This is a genomic window from Nocardia vinacea NBRC 16497 (assembly GCF_000308835.1).
In the GTDB taxonomy this organism is placed as follows: Bacteria; Actinomycetota; Actinomycetes; order Mycobacteriales; family Mycobacteriaceae; genus Nocardia; species Nocardia vinacea.
In genome coordinates this window covers 14342-30888 of the sequence record NZ_BAGN01000418.1, presented here as the reverse complement: position 1 = coordinate 30888, position 16547 = coordinate 14342, and the positions used below count along the sequence as shown (strand labels likewise).

The following is a 16547-nucleotide window of genomic DNA, read 5'->3' as shown; positions in this document are numbered from 1 at the left end:
TACTTGATCGACGTGATGGAGCAGGCGCGGGCTGCGGTCGCGCGGCTACAGGCGGTGGCGGCGGAATCGGATGAGCGGGTCAGGCTGGTGCCCGGCATCGCGGACAAAGTGATGGACAGTTGGTCGGTGCCGTTGCCCGCGGATGTTCGGCTGATTGCCGGGGAGATCGGGGCGATCTGGTTCGACGAGTACGACGCCATCGAATTCGACCATCCACGCAATGACGATCCCGAGCCCCGCCCCGCGGAAGCTCCGCAGCGTTATCGGATTCTGCACACGAATTCCGCGGCCGAAACCTATTGCGCCGAAGTCGATCCCGAGACCGGAGCCTGGGGGCGGATCTTCTACTACTGGGAGGACCACAGCATCACCTGGGTTGCCGAGAACCTTGCGGCATGGCTGCTGTTCGTAGCGCACGGGCTGGACCTCGCCTTGCGCATCGACAGCGGCGAAATGGTTCCGGAACTGGCCTCGGCCGGGTACGTGGACGAGGAGGACCTACCGCAGCTCACCTTCGAGAACGTATTCCGCGACTGGTTCGGCAGGTACGGCGAATTCTTCGCGCAACGCGACGATCCGCGAGCGACGACTCCCTACGTCCTGGACTAAGGATCCGACTGGGCCGCGCTACGAAGGCATCGAACAATGCGAGTCCGGTTTCGGCCGATCGCCGTGTCCGGGCGCATCGATGGAGGCGCCGGTGTACACGCCGGAGACCGCTAAACTGCTGATCGAGTCAGCAGCGGTTCGCGTCGCGTGTTCATCCGCGGCCGGCCGCGTGGATTGCTGTCCCGTCGTAGGGAGGTGGTGCGGTGTCTGTTCGTCGAAGCGTGCTGATGGCGGCGGTGCTGTGCACCCTGCCGGTGCTCGGTGCGCCGCAGGTGCAGGCCTATCCACCGAGCGAGGGCAGCGGCGGTTGCCGCCAGGGCGGTCTGATGACCGGCCGGTTGGTGCCCGGCACCGGTAGCGCGGGGCAGAATATCCGGCGGACGGCCACACTGCGGGAGTGCGTCAGCTCGTTGCTTCCGGGTATCGGCTCCGGACAGTTCGATGTGACCATTCCGTGGAACACACCCGATACGCCCAGTTCGGCCCAGTTCACATGGTCGGATGGCAGCATCAGCCCGGCGACCGGGTACGGCAATGGCTTGTGGTTGATCACCGACGGTCCGGCGCGTGGCCATGCGATCCAGGTGATCGTCGCCGATACGTGGAACGGCTGGTATTACAGCTTCGCCGATGTGGCCGTCACATCGGCGATCTTCCAATCCTGAGTTCAGTGCGCGCCGAGCGCATCGAGCATCATCGGCCGCGCCGACGCGAGCGCCTGCTGCCAATAGGGCCAGGTGTGCGTTCCGTTGATGATGTCGAAGCGCGCGGGGATGCCGAGTTCCGCCATTCGATCACGCAACATCTGGGCCGACGTCAACGTCATTGCTTCGAGGGCCATCGCATTCACCGTGTTGCCGAGTCCGTACGGCAGGTCGAGCGGTCCGGGCTGGCCATTGCCGGTAGAGACGTAGACCGGCAACCCGCGCAGCAATTCTGCCTGCTCGGTGGCATCGTTGCGGCGCCAGGCGGGATCACCGGCCGGACCCCACATATCGTCCACATTGAAGTTGCCCTCGTCCCACATGGCAGCGCGCATCGCTTCGTTCCAGAGCGGAAAAGTCGGGTGCACGAAGCCGGAAAATGATCCGGCGAACTTGAACTGGTCGCGATGGTGGCCGGCCAGCGTCAGCGCGGCATTGCCGCCCATAGAGGCACCGACGATCGCGTTGTTGGTCGGCGAAACGCCGAACCGCGCCAGGTATGCGGGCAACTCCTCGGTGAGGAAGGTTTCCCATTTGTATGTCGTCTGCTGACCATTGGTACTACTGGGTCGGTACCAGTCTGTGTAGAAGCTCGAGCGACCGCCGACCGGGAACACCAAAGTGACGTTGTCGCCTGCGAATTGGCGCAGCGCATCGGTATCGCTGACCCACTGACTGTGATCGCCGGGCGCGCGGAGACCGTCGAGCACATAGACGGCCGCGCTCCCGCCCCGGGCCGCCCACTGCACCTGGACCTTGATCGGCCCCATGCTCGACGGCACGAACAGGTCCTCGTAACCGCCCGCGGGGGTGCGCAATCTTGGTGTGGCGGTGGCAACCGCCGCACCGATCGACGACAGCAGAACAGCTGCGACCAACACTGCGCCTGCCTTGCGCAGCCAACCCCAATGATTTCCAGACCGTGCTGCACCCACCCGCACACCTCCTACCGATCGGAAAGATCATCATAGTTTGCGCGACAATCGCTCTCGCCTCAGCTGACCGCCTTCTTCACGAGCGCGCCGAGCCGTTCCTCATCGGCGGCCGTCAACTTCGTCAGCGCGAAGGCGGTCGGCCACATGGTGCCTTCATCAAGGGTCGCGATGTCGTTGAAGCCGAACGTCGCGTACCGCGACTTGAATTTCTCGGCGGTTTGGAAGAAGCAGACGACCTTGCCGCCCATGGCATACGCGGGCATACCGTACCAGAGTTTCGGCGTAAGAGCTGGTGCGTTGGCCTTGACGATGGCATGGATCCGTTCGGCCATGGTGCGATCCGGTTCTGCCATCTCGGCGATCTTGGCGACCACGTCGGCTTCCCCATCCGCCTTGGCCGCCCGCGAGCCGCGGCGCGCGGCGGTCTTCAACTCCTGGGCGTGCTCCTTCATCGCGGCCCGCTCTTCTTCGGAGAATCCGACGGAGGCCCGGCTCTTCGCGCTGGTTGCGTTGGTGGACTTCTGCGATTGGTTCATTGTCATTTCCTCCGTGATCGTCTCGCTGGGGACGTTTCCAATGCTATGGAGGCGACCCCACGCCGGGCTTCTTCGAAACTGATCAATCGATGCGATCCGAAGATTCGCCCGGCGGACGGAGCGCGTCGCGGATGGTCTCGCGGAGCCAGCGCTGCGCCGGGTCTGCGTCGAGGCGGGTGTGCCAGAGCAGTCGCACTTCGACTTCCGGGAGGGGTGCGGGGATCGGAAACCAGCGAAGGCCGAGGGACTGGCCGTACTGTTCGGCGAGGCGTTGCGGGACGAGTCCGATGTACTGACTCGACGCGACCAGGAGTGCGGCGACGGCGGAAGTAGGCACGACGGCGGCGACGTGGCGTTGCAAGCCCGCGGCGTCGAGTGCGTCGTCGAGTGGCCCCCGAGCACGACCGCGGCGGGAGGCCGAGACGTGGGGATGTCGGCACAGTTGCCGCAATGTCGGGCGGCGGCCCAGTGGGCTGTCGGCCCGGACGATGCCCACTATTCGTTCGCGATACAGCACAGCTGACCGCATGTCGGAAGCGACGATTTCGCCCGCGCCGATATCCAGATCGACCGAGCCGTCGCGCAGAGCCTCGATGCTCTCACTGCCCTCCGCGACGAAGCGCAGCGTCACGCCGGGAGCGACCGCGGCCGTGGCATCTACCGCCACCGCCGCCAGGGTCGCAGCAACACCGTCGTTGATGCGAATTGTGAAGGTGCGCTGCAATTCTGCGACCGTGACCTCGCGATCGGCGCAGATCAGTGCCGACGCTTCGTCCAGCAGGGACCGCACCCGCGGCGCGGTGCGCAGCGCGAACGGTGTCGGAGCCATCCCACGACCGGCACGCACCAAAATCGGATCGCCCATCGCCCGCCGTAACCGACCCAAGGCCCGGCTGGTCGCCGGGATGGACAGATGTAGGCGCTCGGACGCCGCCGTGACGCTGCCGTCCTGGAGTAGGGCATCGAATACGCGCAGGAGGTTCAGATCAAGCTGCTCTGGCACAGTTGCATCATATGCAAGAAAGACTTATGAAAGTTGCGTGGCACGGAGACTGCCCAGGTCCATAACGTCGTGACCATGCAATTCAATGCCCTGAATCACGCTCCGGCCCTGGCGAAGCGCCCGGCCCCGCAGCGCGGCCTGCTCGCGGTCATCTGCGCATGCGTCGTGCTCGTCGTCGGTATGGTCGCCGCGATCAATCTCGCCGTCCCGATGCTCGCCGCCAGCGCACTGCATCCATCCGCGTCGGCGCTGGTCTGGATCGTCGATACCTATGTGATCGTCTTCGCCTGTCTGGTGATCCCCGGCGGGTCGGCGGGAGATCGCTTCGGGCGCAAGGGGATTCTGCTGTTCGGACTGGGGCTGTTCGCACTGGGCGCGCTCGTATCGGCAGTGGCACCGAACGTGGCGTTCCTGCTCGCCGGTCGGGCGATTACGGGAGTCGGCGCTGCTGCCGTACTGCCCAATACGCTTGCCGTCCTGCTGCACGCTGTTCCCGCCGGGCGTAAGAGCGCGACTATCGCGGTCTGGGCATCGATGACGGGTATCGGTGGAGTCGTCGGCAATGTCGGTGGCGGGGTAATCCTTTCGGGCGGTTCGTGGCGTTGGCTGTTCGCCGGTGTCGTGCCGATCGCGCTGCTGCTCGCTGCTCTGGTGGGACGGATCGCGCCCGTGTCGCCGCGCCATGACCGTCGGCTCGACCCGCTCGGCGCGGTATTGCTCGTCGGGGCGTCGGTCGCGCTGCTGCTCGGAATCGTCCAGGGCCCGGAGGCGGGCTGGCACAGTGCGACCGTCATCGCCGGATTCGCCTGTGCCGCAGTGCTGTTCACCGCGTGGGCGATTGTCGAGTTGAAAGTCGAACACCCGTTGCTGGATCCGCGGTTGTTCCGCCTCCCCACCCTCCGCAGTGCTTGCCTCGGCATGACGGCGGTCTTCTTCGGCATGTTCGCGCTGTTCTACATCAACGCGTCATTCCTGCAGTACGGCAAGGGATTCGGCGTATTACAAACCGGCCTAGGGATAATCCCGCTCACCGTCCCGATCATCCTCGGCGCGAAGCATGTCGGACGACTGTCACAGCGGATCGGACTCGACGCCACCACCGCGCTCGCATTCGTATTCGTCGGCGGCGGACTGCTCGGACTGTCCACGAGCGACGTGCAGACACCCTATGCCGCATACGCCACGTGGCTCGTCGTGATGGGAATCGGTGTGGCGCTGGCACTTCCGACATTGTCCGGTGCGATCGCCGGGGCGCTGCCGCCGCAGCAGGCCGGGGTCGCAGCCGGCTTGCAGGCCACCACCCGCGAGTTCGGCAGCGCCCTCGGCGTCGCGGTCATCGGCACGGTGCTCACCGCACGATTCGTCGCCGCACTACCGTCGGAGATCCGCGCCGACCACGATCCGCACACCGTAGCCCAGGCACTCGCCATCTCCGACCGCACCAATGACGTTGTCGCAGCGTTCGTTTCGGGCGCGGACGCCGGACTGCGGGTGATCGGCGTGCTCGTGCTCATTTCCGGCGTGCTCGTCGTGGGGCAGTCGCTGCTGTCCCGACGTGGGTCCGACCGTCGGGCGTAGGACCTCGCAGCCAATGCGTCCTCGGCGTCGAGTAGTCGGACTACAAAATCGTCACCCGCCCTAGCCGATCACATCTCGTGATCCTCCGACACCGCCGATGGCAATGCGCGGGCCGAAGGCTAGCAGGCCGTTGGTCGTGTCGGACCGTGTGCGAGGTGGCCCTTGCGGGCGACGAGGGCGGAGCGGAGGTACCACAGTCCGCTGGGTTCGGCGGGGTCGAAGCCGGTGAGCTGGGCTATTCGGCGGAGTCGGTAGTCGACGGTGTTCGGGTGGACGCACAGTTTGCGTGCGGCGCGCGTTCGGCTCAGGCCGGTATCGACGTAGATCTGGAGGGTTTCCAACAGGCCCGGGTGTTCGTGCAGTGGGGTGAGCCGGTTGGCGAGAGCGTCGCGCCCCAGCCCAGGGCGGGTCAGTTGATACTGCAGCGCCAGTTCGGTGAATCTGTATACGCCGGGCTCCAATTCGAGCTGTTGCACGGTGTCGAGGAGTTCGTGGGCATGGCGCGCGGCAGTGGGCACCTCGTCGGGACGGGCGGTGACAACGGCGACGGTGAGCGGCACCTGCGTGGCCGAGGACATCCGTTGCACCAGTCCGTCGAGTTCGGGATCGGTCCGCACGGTGGACGGGACGAGAATCGTTCCGCCGTCGACGGATAACAGCGACAGCGCCGTTCCTCCGAATACGGTCGCGAGTGCGGCTTGGAGGCGGCGCAGCTTACGGCGTGCGACGACTTGACCGTCGAGCTGCGGATGGCTCTCATCCGGGTGCGCCGGAATCGCTACGGCGAGCACCGAGTACTCGTCGGCGATCGGTAAACCGCTTTCCCGCGCCGCCGCGGAATCGAGATGACCGGCGAGCAACGCCGAGGTCAGGCTGTGTGCCGCGGTCTGTTGCTCGGCGGCAACAGCCTTGTGCTCGAGGACGTAGGCCTTGCTGACGGTGGCGGTAGTCAGTTTCGACAGCTCCAGCACCGTGGCGGTGCCCGTGACGACACCGAGTACATCCGCCGGACCCGTACGAGCGAATATCAGATCCAGCCCCACTTTGAAGCCCTCGTGAACCGCATGCAGAACGGTATCGACGGGGATCCCTTCGCGGGTACATCCGGCGGCCGCGATCGCGAGCCGGTCGGTCCTCGTCGGCAGCGCGTGACCGTTCACGCAATGGATCAGCCATCCCAGGCAGATCCGGACCACGGCCTTCACATCGCGAACCAGCGTTTGCCCCGGCAGCGCGCCGCACTGTTCGTCCGACTCCGCGAGATGTGCCATCACCTCGCGGGTCAACCTGTCGATATCGCGCGCGGACGGCGAAATCGGCCGATCCAGCCCATTGGGTTCGGGCCGGACGAGACTCTCGATCGTCACGTATGACCTCCTTGTCACCGTTGTCACGCAGTCACTACGACCTGATGAGCAACTGCCGCGCCGAGAACTTTGCAGTACCGGCTGTCTGCTGTATCAGGAAACGTTAAACCGAGTGGTAGCTCACCTTCTACTCCTCTTCGAACAATCCGCAACGGCCACAAACACAGTCGACTACCAGGCAGAATGCTGGTTCTCGGGCGGCGTCGAGGAGCGCCCACCTATCAATAGATGGGGATGCGCTCACTTTTGAAGACGCGGCGTCAGGCCGCCTTGGCCTTGATTTCGGCCTCGGCCATCGCCGTGATCATCCGCGCGGTCATCTCGATCGCCTCTTTGCGCTCCCGGCTGTCGACCTCCAGCGCCGATGCGCGAAGCACCGCGGCAAAACCGGTGTTGATCAGCACGAAGGTCATCACGTCGTACTCGTGATCGTCACCGGGGCCGAGCAGCTGGATCACCAGCAGCTTGACCAGCAGCCGCAGCCGCGGCTCGAATTCGGGGATACCGCTGCTATAGAACTGCACTCCGGCCACCAGCGCGCGCACCAACCTGGCGTTGGCCACGAGTTCGTCGGTGATGACTTCCAGAATGCCGGTGATCATTTCCAGCATCGGCTTGTCCGACAGCCCGAATATCCGCTCGGTAAAGCGCCTTTCGACGTTTTCGAGCAGGCGCCTGAGCAGCTCTTCGACGATGACCGAGCGGTCGGCGAAGTACCGATAGACGGTGCCGATGCTGACCCCGGCCTCGGCCGCGATCCGGTTCGTCGAGGTGTTGGCGATGCCGCGCTCCCCGAAAAGCTGTGCGGCGGCGTCGAGTATGTGTTCTCGGGTCGCCCTGGCACGTTCCTGTGTCGGGCGGCGGCGCTGCCCAACGGCTTTCGGCGGCATCGCACTCCTCCTGCCGAACTGTCCTGAGAAGATGAGCGTCGCTCAGTTTAACGGCGGCACCAGTTTTCATGCCACGAATTCCCGATCCGATGACGCCGCTATGAGGTGGAATGTGGTGGAGTCACAAGCGTGGCCGATGGAGGTGCGATGGTGGTCGGTCGAGTGCCGAAGGGTCGTCTCGCGCGGGGCGGCAAGGTGGGCCGATTGGTTGCGGGACAGGCCATCCGTGAAGTCGGCACCCGCCTGTCGATGATCGGGCGAACGGAACAGGCCCGGCAGCTGCTCGCCGAACGGTCCACGCTGCGCACCGCACAGCAACTCGTCACCGTGCTCGGCGCGATGAAGGGCGCGGCAATGAAACTCGGGCAGATGCTGTCGGTGCTCGATGTCGATCTGCTGCCGGAATCGCATCGTGAGATGTTCCGCGACAAGCTCGCCGAGCTACGTGATCAAGCGCCCGCATTTCCGTTTCCGGCAATGCGACAGGTGGTCGAGGACGACCTCGGGCCATTGGCGCGGGCCTTCGCCGACTTCGACGAGACCGCGATCGCTGCGGCCTCGATCGGCCAGGTATATCGCGCGAAGTTGCACGATGGACGCGCCGTCGCGGTGAAGGTCAAATATCCGGGCGTGGACGAGGCCGTCGAGGCGGATATGCGCAATCTGGCGATGATCAGCAGACTCTGGAAATCCATTCTGCCGAGCGCCGCGGATACCGATGTGCTCGACGAAATCGCCCGCAATATCGGCAGCGAGCTGGATTACGTGCGCGAAGCACGGACACAGCATCGAATCGCGGCACGCTACCGGGACCATCCGTTCATCACGGTCCCCGACAGCGTCGAGGAACTCTGCGGACACCACGTCTTGGTGACGGAGTTCGTCGACGGGAAGTCGTTTCCGCAGATCCAGGACCTGCCCGCGGCCGAACGCGATGGGATCGGCGAGCTGATCTATCGCTTCTATGTCAGTTCCCTTTTTTCGGATTTCGAATTCTGTGGTGACCCGCATCCGGGCAATATCATGCTCGCCGCGGACGGTCGCGTCGGCTTCGTGGATTTCGGGCTCTACAACAATATGGATCCGGTGCATGTCGAACTCGAGCGTGCGTGTCTGCAGGCCGCCGGTGAAAATCGGGCCCAAGACCTTTATGAGGCGTGGGTGGGCCGCGGCATTATCGCCCCGGACTCGGACGTCACGGCAGAGGAATGCCTGGAGTATGTGTGGGCTGCGGCGGGCTGGCATCTGACCGACGAGGAAATCACGGTCACGCCCGAACTCGCCACCGGCGCAGTGGTTCTCGCGGTCGACCCCAGGGCCGCCGAGTTTCGCGGTATGCGACAGCAGTGGCTCCCGCCGGAGCATGTCTTCTCGCGGCGAGCGGACCTGTTCACCTTCGCCGTATTGGGCCAATTGGGGACCACGAACAACTGGCACCGAATCGCCAGGGAATGGCTCTACCACGAACCTCCGGCAACCGAGATCGGACGGGCGACAGCACGGTGGCGCGCCGACCGGTGACACCTTGGTGGTGATCCGGTCCACCTTGGGGGCACGAGCTCAGCACTCGGGGACCTGATATCGGCGGGCGATGCGGCGGACAGTTAATCAAGTCACCGCAACGAACCGGAGCCCTCGATGTCGATCACCAGCACCATCGCCACCTCGGCGGAACGTCGTGCCACGGTCTCGACCGAGGACGGGGTGGAACTCGCGGTTCGCGAATACGGTCCGCGAGATGCCGACCTCACCGTCGTCCTGCTGCACGGACACTGCCTGCGCACCGCGTCGTGGACCTACGTCCGCCACGCGCTGCAGCGCCGGTACCCCGGCGCCCGGATCGTCTGCTACGACCACCGCGGCCACGGCGATTCCGCCACGGCCTCCCGGCGGACCTACCACCTCGAGCAACTCGGCAAGGACCTGCGCGACGTTCTCGACGCCGTCGCCCCCACTGGGCCGGTCGTCCTGGTCGGCCACTCGATGGGCGGCATGACGGTGCTCACCTACGTCAGCCAGAATCCGCACGAGATCGGCACGCGCATTACCGGCGTCGCACTCATCGCGACCGCCGCGAGCGGACTCGCCGACGCCGGTTTCGGCCGTCTGCTGCGCAACCCGGTCGTATCCGCATTCCAGGCGGCCGTCCGACGCGCTCCGGGCCTGATGCACCACGCGAAGCTCATGGCCTGCAAGGTCTTCGCCCCGATCATCCGCACCGCCGAGTTCGGCGATCGCAAGGTGAGCCAGCGGGTGCTCGCCCTCGCCAACGCCATGCACAACGAGACACCGATCGTGACGATGGCCAGCTTCCTGAGCGCCTTCATGGTCTTCGACCAGACCGACGCCCTCGCGGTCCTGTCGAAGATCCCGACGTTGGTGCTGTGCGGTAGCGCCGACCTGATGACGCCGCCGTCGCATTCCATCGCGATGGCCGCCGCCGTCGAGTACTCGGATTTCGTCCAGGTCGACGGCGCCGGACACTCGGTGATCCTCGAGCGGCCGACCGAAGTCACCGAGGCCATCAGCCGCCTGATGACACGCGCCGACGGTACCGGCGAGGTCGCGGGCGCGCGTCTCACCCTCGTCGCGTAGTCCGCTCAGGGCCGCGAGCGACGGTCCCCCACCTGATGCGACGACCAGTCAGGCGTCCGCGCCGTCGGCGAAAAGAAAATGGTTGGGCGAGTCGATATGCGTGCTGGTAGCGTGCCGGAGGCCGTGACATCGCGCGAGGAGGTGAGACCCATGAACGCTGTATCCATGTGGGTGCTCCCCTTCGGGTTCACGGTCGGGCGATCGAGGTAGGTGTCGCCGGGAGTGCCTCTACACGGCAATCCCGAAAGGCAACAACCAAATGCATTTCAGCTCGCAGACATCGTCGAACGGTGTCATCGAACGCGACTTCATGCTGGGTGAGGTCCCCGGCGTGCTCTGGACTCCCGAGCCCGGCTCCGCCCACGCACCCCTGATCCTGATGGCGCACGGCGGCGGCCAGCACAAGAGAGCACCGGGAATCCTGGGCTGCGCCCACCACTTCGTGACCGCCTACGGCTTCCATGTCGCCGCCATCGACGCGCCAGGACACGGCGACCGACCGCGCACGGCGACCGACGAACAGCACGTGGCCGCCTTACGGCAGGCTCAGGCGGCGGGCGAACCGATCGGCCCGATCGTCGTCGGGATCCACCTCGACCTGGCGGCACGTGCCGTACCGGAATGGCAGGCAACCATCGACGCCCTCCAGAAACTTCCAGAGATCGGCACCGACGCGCCGATCGGCTTCTGGGGCATCATGCAGGGCACCGGAATCGGCGTGCCGTTGACGGCGGTCGAACCCAGGATCACCGCCGCGGTCTTCGGTTGCCTCGGACATGAAACCCTGACCGAGCCCGCAGCACAGATCACCGTCCCGATCGAATTCCTGCTCCAGTGGGACGACGAACTCGTCGACCGCCGATCCGGACTCACCCTCTTCGACGCCTTCGCATCGAAGGAAAAGTCGTTGCACGCCAACGCAGGTGGACACGCCGGAGTACCCAGGTTCGAAGTCGACAGCGCGGCCCGCTTCTTCGCCCGGCATCTCGGCTCGGTCGGCACATCACCGGCCTGACGTAACAGGTCTCGGCGACCGGCTTCGTGCCGGTCGCCGAGACCCTGTAGCGAATTTCGTCGTACCGGGCCGGATCGAGCGCAGGCTCTCAAGAAGTCGGTCGACCGCCACCGCGTTGTATGGCGTGGTCGGTGACTGCGGTGTGGTGAGGCCGCTCTATCCGGAATACGGCGACGAGTTCATGGCCTCGGCTCGCGGCTTCGTCGACGACGCGCGAACCGACCATGCCTGCGGCTCCGACGACGGCAATCTTCATCGAGATGTCCTTTCCAGGGTGGGAACGGGAAGTTGTCCCGCGACGATGGCGGCGAGCGAGAGCCCGAACCCCACAAGTTGGATCGGGCCGAGGGTCTGGCCGAGCAGGACGGCACCGAGTACGGCAGCCACCAGTGGCGAGAGCAGGGAGAGAATCGAGACGGAGTTGACAGGCAATGTGGTGATGCCGCGGAACCACAGGACGTAGGCGATCAGGCCGCCGATCAGTCCCAGCCAGAGGTAGCCGAGGACGGCGTCCGGGTCGATCGCGGGAGGTGCGCCCTCGAAGACGAAGCTGACGGGCACCAGGAAAAGACCACCCGCGGTGAGTTGCCAACCGGCGAAGGCGGTGGGGCTAACCTCGGCGGGCCGTCCCCAGCGTTTGGTGAGCGTCACGCCGAGCGCCATCGTGGCCGCGCAGGCCAGACCCGCGACGATCCCGATGACGTCGAGTGCCGCATTCGGCCCGATCACCACCAGGCCGACGCCGACCACCCCCATCGCACCCCAGCCGATCCGCCATGCCGATGGGCTCTCGTGCAGAACTGTCACGGCCAGGATCGCCACGATGAGCGGCTGAGCTGCCGCCAGGGTCGCGGCAACGCCGCCGGGCAGGCGTTCGGCGGCGACGAACAGCAGCGGAAAGAACAGCCCGATATTCAGTACACCGAGCACCGCGGCCTTCCCCCACCACGTCCCGCGCGGCACCGTCCGGGTGACCGCCAACGCGATCAGACCGGCGGGCAGCGCACGCAAGAGTCCTGCGAAGAGTGGATGTCCCTGCGGGAGAAGTTCGGTGGTGACGACATAGGTGGTGCCCCACGCCAAAGGCGCGAGCGCCGTCAGGGCGGCGCGAGGCAGGTTTCCCTTCGAAGTACCGGAAACCCGCTGTGCTACTGAACTTTTCACACCCGCAGTCTCACCCGGCCGCGATCAATGAGTCCAACACATGTTTGTCACCGGATCAATCTCGATTCAAGATTGATCCATGGAGCTCCAGCAGATGCGCTACGTCGTCGCGGTCGCCGAGACGAACAGCTTCACCAGGGCCGCAGAACGATGCCTGGTCGTCCAGTCCGCCCTCAGTCACCAGATCGCGCGCCTGGAACGCGAACTCGGCGCGCGACTTTTCGAGCGCACCAGCCGCCGGGTGCGGCTGACACCTGCTGGCGTGGCATTCCTCCCCGCCGCCCGTCAGTGTCTCGACGCCGCCGAGCGCGCTGCCGCCGAGGTCGCCGCGGCAATCGGTGAGATACGCGGGCGGCTCGCGGTCGGCCTGATCCCGACCGTCGCCGCGGTCGATATCCCGGGGGCATTGCGCGATTTCCGTCGGCAGTACCCGCAGGTGCGCATCGATCTGCGGGTGGGCGCGAGCGACGACCTCGTCGAACAGGTCAGGGACGGCGCCATCGACGTGGCCTTCCTCGGGCTGCCGACCACGGCGCGACCCCAGGACGTCGCCGTGTACGAGCTCGCCCGTGATCGACTCGTCGCCGTGGTCGCCCCGGACCATCCCCTCGTCGGCGAAACCATGGTCGACCTGCACAGACTTTCATCCGAGGTTTTCGTGGACCTCCCAGCCGGGACAGCCGGGCGAATCCAATCCGACCAGGCCTTCGCCGCTGCCGGTCTCGACCGTGACGTCGCCTTCGAAGTGACCAGCGCCGACTACATCGCTCGACTCGTCGGGCCGGGTCTCGCCGTGGCCATGCTCCCCGCCGCCTACGCGCCCCAGCTCGCCGGCGTTGTCACCATCGAGGTCAGCGACGCACCGGCTCGCGTCGAGTACGTCATCTGGAGCCGCTCCGGCCGTACGCCCGCGGCGACCGCCTTCCTCGCCGTTCTCGGCATCCCGGCACGCACCGGCGACTGAAACATCAGCCCCACATACCAGCGGATGTTCCACGGCTCACATCCTGGGACATGCCCTTGCATTCGGAACAGTTGTGATTACACAATCATTGTGTGAATACAACTGTTAGAGACCTGACTCCGCGTCGCAAGTTGGTGGTGTTGGCGACGTGTTGCCTGAGTCTGCTGATCGTGTCGATGGATTCGACGATCGTGAATGTCGCAGTGCCTGCGATTCGAGCGGATCTGGACGCGCCGCTGGCTCGGCTGCAGTGGATCATCGATATCTACGCACTTACGCTCGCGAGTCTGCTGATGCTCGCGGGGGCGACCGCGGATCGGTTCGGGCGGCGGCGGGTGTTCCGGATCGGATTGATGGTCTTCGCACTCGGGTCACTGGCCTGCAGCCTCGCACCGAATATCGACACCCTCATCGGGGCAAGATTTTTGCAGGCGATCGGTGGGTCGATGCTGAATCCGGTCGCGATGTCGATCATTACGCAGGTCTTCACCGGAAAGGTGGAACGTGCTCGCGCAGTGGGTATTTGGGGTGCAGTGGTCGGCATTTCGATGGCGCTCGGGCCGATGGTCGGCGGTGTGCTGATCGATGCGCTGGGGTGGCAGTCGGTGTTCTGGATCAATCTGCCGATCTGCGCGCTCGCGCTGGTTCTGACGACTCTATTTGTGCCGGAATCGAAGTCGGCCACGGTGCGCGGACTCGATCCGATCGGGCAGTTGCTGGCGATCGCCTTTCTGTTCACGGTGGTATTCGGGTTGATCGAGCGATTGCCGGTGGTCTTCGTGGTGTCGGCCGTGGCCCTCGCGGCCTTCCTGTGGCAGGAATCGAGGCGCTCGGATCCGTTCATCGATCTGCGCTTCTTCCGCAGCGTGCCGTTCGCGTCGGCGACGGTGACCGCGATCTTCGCCTTCGCGGCGCTCGGCGCGTTCCTGTTCACCTGCTCGCTGTATCTGCAAGAGCTGCGCGGCTATTCGGCGGTGCACACTGGGGCGCTGTATCTGGCCATGGCGGTCGCGACGCTCATCTTCTCGCCGCTGTCGGGGCGTCTGGTCGGGCGCTACGGGACCAAACCCTCATTGCTCGCGGCGGGCGCCGCGATGACCATCGCCGCCGTGCTGCTCACTCGACTCGATGTGGCAACCCCGATCTGGCATCTGCTCATCATCTTCGCGATCTTCGGAATCGGATTCGGCATGGTCAATGCACCGATTACGACGGCGGCGGTCAGCGGGATGCCACTGGATCGCGCAGGCGCTGCGGCGGCGGTCGCCTCGACCAGCAGACAGGTCGGCGTGAGCATGGGTGTCGCGCTGTGCGGCGCGCTGACCGGTGCCGGTCTGTGGTGGCTGATTGCGGTTTTCACCGCCGGAATCGCCATACTCGGCATAGTCGCGAACACCCGGTGGGCCGCGCGGTCCCGCGATCGCGTCGCCCCGATATTGGAAGAGAAGGTCCCCGCACATGCCGGATGACGTACCCACCGCCGACGATGTGTGGGCCCAGCTCACCCACCTGGTGATGGATACCCGCGACTCGTGGAAGCGGGCGGTCAGCGAACGAACCGGCTTGCCATTCAGTCGAATTCGCATTCTGCGACGCCTGCGCCCCGGCCCGCTCACGCTCAACCAGATCGCGCAGGCAACCGGCATGGACGCGCCCGCGACCACGGTCGCGGTCAATAATCTCGACGAACTCGGCCTCGTCGTGCGCGAGATCGACCCGACCAACCGCCGCCGCAAACAGGTCTCCATCACCAGCGCCGGTCGCGCGGTCCTCGCACAGGCCATGGCCACCCCCGACCCCGCCCCGGCCACCGTCGCCGCCCTCTCCCCCGACGACCTACGCTCGCTGCATCAGCTCTTACGCAAGCTCGAGCACTGATCGCCCACGCATTTCACCAACTCGGAGCGGACACTGTGCTTCAATCGTATGTAGAACGTGTTCCAGCTCTGGGAGGTGGCCATGGCCACGCCGTCGATTCCCGCCGGATTCGATTTCACCGACCCGGACCTGTGGGCGAAACGCAGACCCACCGCGGAATTCGCGGAGCTGCGCCGAACCGCGCCGGTCTGGTGGTGCGCCCAGCCCGACCGCTCCAGCGGCTTCGATGACGGCGGCTACTGGGCGGTCACAAAACTCGAACACATCAAGGAGATCTCGAAGCATCCGGAGATCTTCTCCTCCACCGCCAACAGCGCGATCATCCGCTATCAGTCCACCATCACCCGCGAACAGATCGATATGCAGCGGCTGATTCTGCTCAATATGGATCCGCCGGCCCACACCAAGAATCGGCGCATTGTGTCCAAGGGCTTCACCCCGCGCGCGGTGGAGGGCCTGCGGGCGGCGCTCACCGAGCGGGCCGCCCGAATTGTGCACGAGGCCAAGAAGTCCGGCAGCGGTGATTTCGTGGAGCAGGTCGCCTGTGAATTGCCGCTGCAGGCCATCGCCGAACTGCTCGGGGTGCCGCAGCAGGATCGCAAGAAGCTGTTCCACTGGTCCAATCAGATGATCGGCGCCGATGATCCGGAGTACACCACCGATGCGCCGACCGCACAGCTGGAATTGACCGGCTATGCCTGGACCATGGCCGAGGAGCGGCGCGCCTGCCCGGCGGACGATATCGTGACGCAGCTGGTCAATGCCGATATCGACGGTGAGCATCTGGGTTCGGACGAGTTCGCGTTCTTCATGATCCTGCTGTCGGTGGCGGGCAATGAGACCACCCGCAACTCGATCACCCACGGTATGAAGGCCTTCGTCGACAACCCGGACCAATGGCAGCTCTATAAGGAGCAGCGGCCGCGCACCGCGCCGGATGAGATCGTGCGCTGGGCCACCCCCGTCTCGGTATTCCAGCGCACCGCGACGCGCGATGTTGAGCTCGGCGGGCAGTTGATCCGCAAGGGCCAGCGCGTCGGATTGTTCTACAGCTCGGCCAATTTCGACGAGGACGCCTTCGAGGATCCGTTCAGGTTCGATATCCTGCGCGACCCCAATCCACACGTCGGATTCGGCGGCGCGGGCACGCACTACTGCCTCGGCGCGAACCTGGCCCGGCTGGAGATCGATCTGATGTTCAATGCCATCGCCGACGCCATGCCCGAATTGAGTCAGGTCGCCGAACCCGAGCACCTGCGCTCCGGATGGCTCAATGGCATCAAACGGTGGGAAGTACGTTTCGATTGAT

17 protein-coding genes are annotated in these 16547 nt (G+C 65.3%); 10 read left to right on the top strand and 7 right to left on the bottom strand.

The features are described from left to right. Positions 1-3: 3 nt before the first annotated feature. The gene (locus ON44_RS41865; protein ID WP_157187589.1) at positions 4-609 is read left to right on the top strand and encodes a hypothetical protein; all 606 of its coding nucleotides are present in this window, start codon (positions 4-6) and stop codon (positions 607-609) included. 203 nt (positions 610-812) lie between these two features. Further along, a complete protein-coding gene (locus tag ON44_RS41860; RefSeq protein WP_157187588.1) occupies positions 813-1274 on the top strand; it encodes a hypothetical protein in 462 nt (153 codons plus the stop codon). Between the two features lie 2 nt (positions 1275-1276). Here the strand turns inward: ON44_RS41860 and ON44_RS41855 are convergent, their stop codons facing one another. From ON44_RS41855 to ON44_RS41845, 3 genes are all read right to left on the bottom strand, one after another. Next, positions 1277-2248 carry an alpha/beta hydrolase gene (locus ON44_RS41855; RefSeq protein WP_083898502.1) on the bottom strand — a complete coding sequence of 324 codons (972 nt, stop codon included), beginning with the start codon at positions 2246-2248 and terminating at the stop codon, positions 1277-1279. A gap of 59 nt (positions 2249-2307) precedes the next feature. Then, a complete protein-coding gene (locus ON44_RS41850) occupies positions 2308-2784 on the bottom strand; it encodes an iron chaperone (protein ID WP_040700509.1) in 477 nt (158 codons plus the stop codon). An 82-nt stretch (positions 2785-2866) separates the two neighbouring features. After that, positions 2867-3787: a LysR family transcriptional regulator gene (locus tag ON44_RS41845; protein ID WP_040700508.1), complete on the bottom strand. Its 921-nt coding sequence runs from the start codon at positions 3785-3787 to the stop codon at positions 2867-2869. 75 nt (positions 3788-3862) lie between these two features. Between ON44_RS41845 and ON44_RS41840 the strand changes: the two genes are divergently transcribed. Continuing rightward, complete coding sequence (locus ON44_RS41840) at positions 3863-5365, top strand: MFS transporter (protein ID WP_040700506.1); 1503 nt, start codon at positions 3863-3865, stop codon at positions 5363-5365. Positions 5366-5484: 119 nt separating this feature from the next. Here the strand turns inward: ON44_RS41840 and ON44_RS41835 are convergent, their stop codons facing one another. Both ON44_RS41835 and ON44_RS41830 read right to left on the bottom strand, forming a co-directional pair. Next, positions 5485-6732: a PucR family transcriptional regulator gene (locus tag ON44_RS41835; RefSeq protein WP_040700504.1), complete on the bottom strand. Its 1248-nt coding sequence runs from the start codon at positions 6730-6732 to the stop codon at positions 5485-5487. Positions 6733-6992: 260 nt separating this feature from the next. Beyond that, entirely contained in the window at positions 6993-7622 is a 630-nt protein-coding gene (locus tag ON44_RS41830; protein WP_040700503.1) for a TetR/AcrR family transcriptional regulator, read from the bottom strand. Positions 7623-7772: 150 nt separating this feature from the next. Between ON44_RS41830 and ON44_RS41825 the strand changes: the two genes are divergently transcribed. From ON44_RS41825 to ON44_RS41815, 3 genes are all read left to right on the top strand, one after another. Then, the gene (locus ON44_RS41825) at positions 7773-9143 is read left to right on the top strand and encodes an ABC1 kinase family protein (RefSeq protein ID WP_085998726.1); all 1371 of its coding nucleotides are present in this window, start codon (positions 7773-7775) and stop codon (positions 9141-9143) included. 117 nt (positions 9144-9260) lie between these two features. Beyond that, a complete protein-coding gene (locus tag ON44_RS41820) occupies positions 9261-10217 on the top strand; it encodes an alpha/beta fold hydrolase (RefSeq protein WP_040700499.1) in 957 nt (318 codons plus the stop codon). Positions 10218-10476: 259 nt separating this feature from the next. After that, a complete protein-coding gene (locus tag ON44_RS41815) occupies positions 10477-11232 on the top strand; it encodes an alpha/beta hydrolase family protein (protein WP_040700498.1) in 756 nt (251 codons plus the stop codon). A gap of 88 nt (positions 11233-11320) precedes the next feature. On the opposite strand, the gene ON44_RS53225 is transcribed toward ON44_RS41815, so the two are convergent. Both ON44_RS53225 and ON44_RS41810 read right to left on the bottom strand, forming a co-directional pair. Further along, the gene (locus ON44_RS53225; RefSeq protein ID WP_245567543.1) at positions 11321-11488 is read right to left on the bottom strand and encodes an NAD-dependent epimerase/dehydratase family protein; all 168 of its coding nucleotides are present in this window, start codon (positions 11486-11488) and stop codon (positions 11321-11323) included. Next, complete coding sequence (locus tag ON44_RS41810; RefSeq protein WP_174415261.1) at positions 11485-12396, bottom strand: EamA family transporter; 912 nt, start codon at positions 12394-12396, stop codon at positions 11485-11487. Before ON44_RS41810 ends, ON44_RS53225 begins: the two co-directional genes overlap by 4 nt. 79 nt (positions 12397-12475) lie before the next feature. On the opposite strand from ON44_RS41810, the gene ON44_RS41805 reads away from it, so the two are divergent. The 4 genes from ON44_RS41805 (at position 12476) to ON44_RS41790 (ending at position 16546) form a co-directional block, all read left to right on the top strand. Next, complete coding sequence (locus ON44_RS41805; protein WP_040700495.1) at positions 12476-13360, top strand: LysR family transcriptional regulator; 885 nt, start codon at positions 12476-12478, stop codon at positions 13358-13360. 92 nt (positions 13361-13452) lie between these two features. Further along, positions 13453-14829 carry an MFS transporter gene (locus ON44_RS41800; RefSeq protein WP_040700494.1) on the top strand — a complete coding sequence of 459 codons (1377 nt, stop codon included), beginning with the start codon at positions 13453-13455 and terminating at the stop codon, positions 14827-14829. After that, complete coding sequence (locus ON44_RS41795; RefSeq protein WP_040700492.1) at positions 14819-15238, top strand: MarR family winged helix-turn-helix transcriptional regulator; 420 nt, start codon at positions 14819-14821, stop codon at positions 15236-15238. The genes ON44_RS41800 and ON44_RS41795 overlap by 11 nt, the downstream gene beginning before the upstream one ends. An 81-nt stretch (positions 15239-15319) precedes the next feature. Further along, positions 15320-16546 (top strand): cytochrome P450, encoded by a 1227-nt coding sequence (locus tag ON44_RS41790; protein WP_040700569.1) that lies wholly within the window; start codon positions 15320-15322, stop codon positions 16544-16546. Position 16547: the final 1 nt, after the last annotated feature.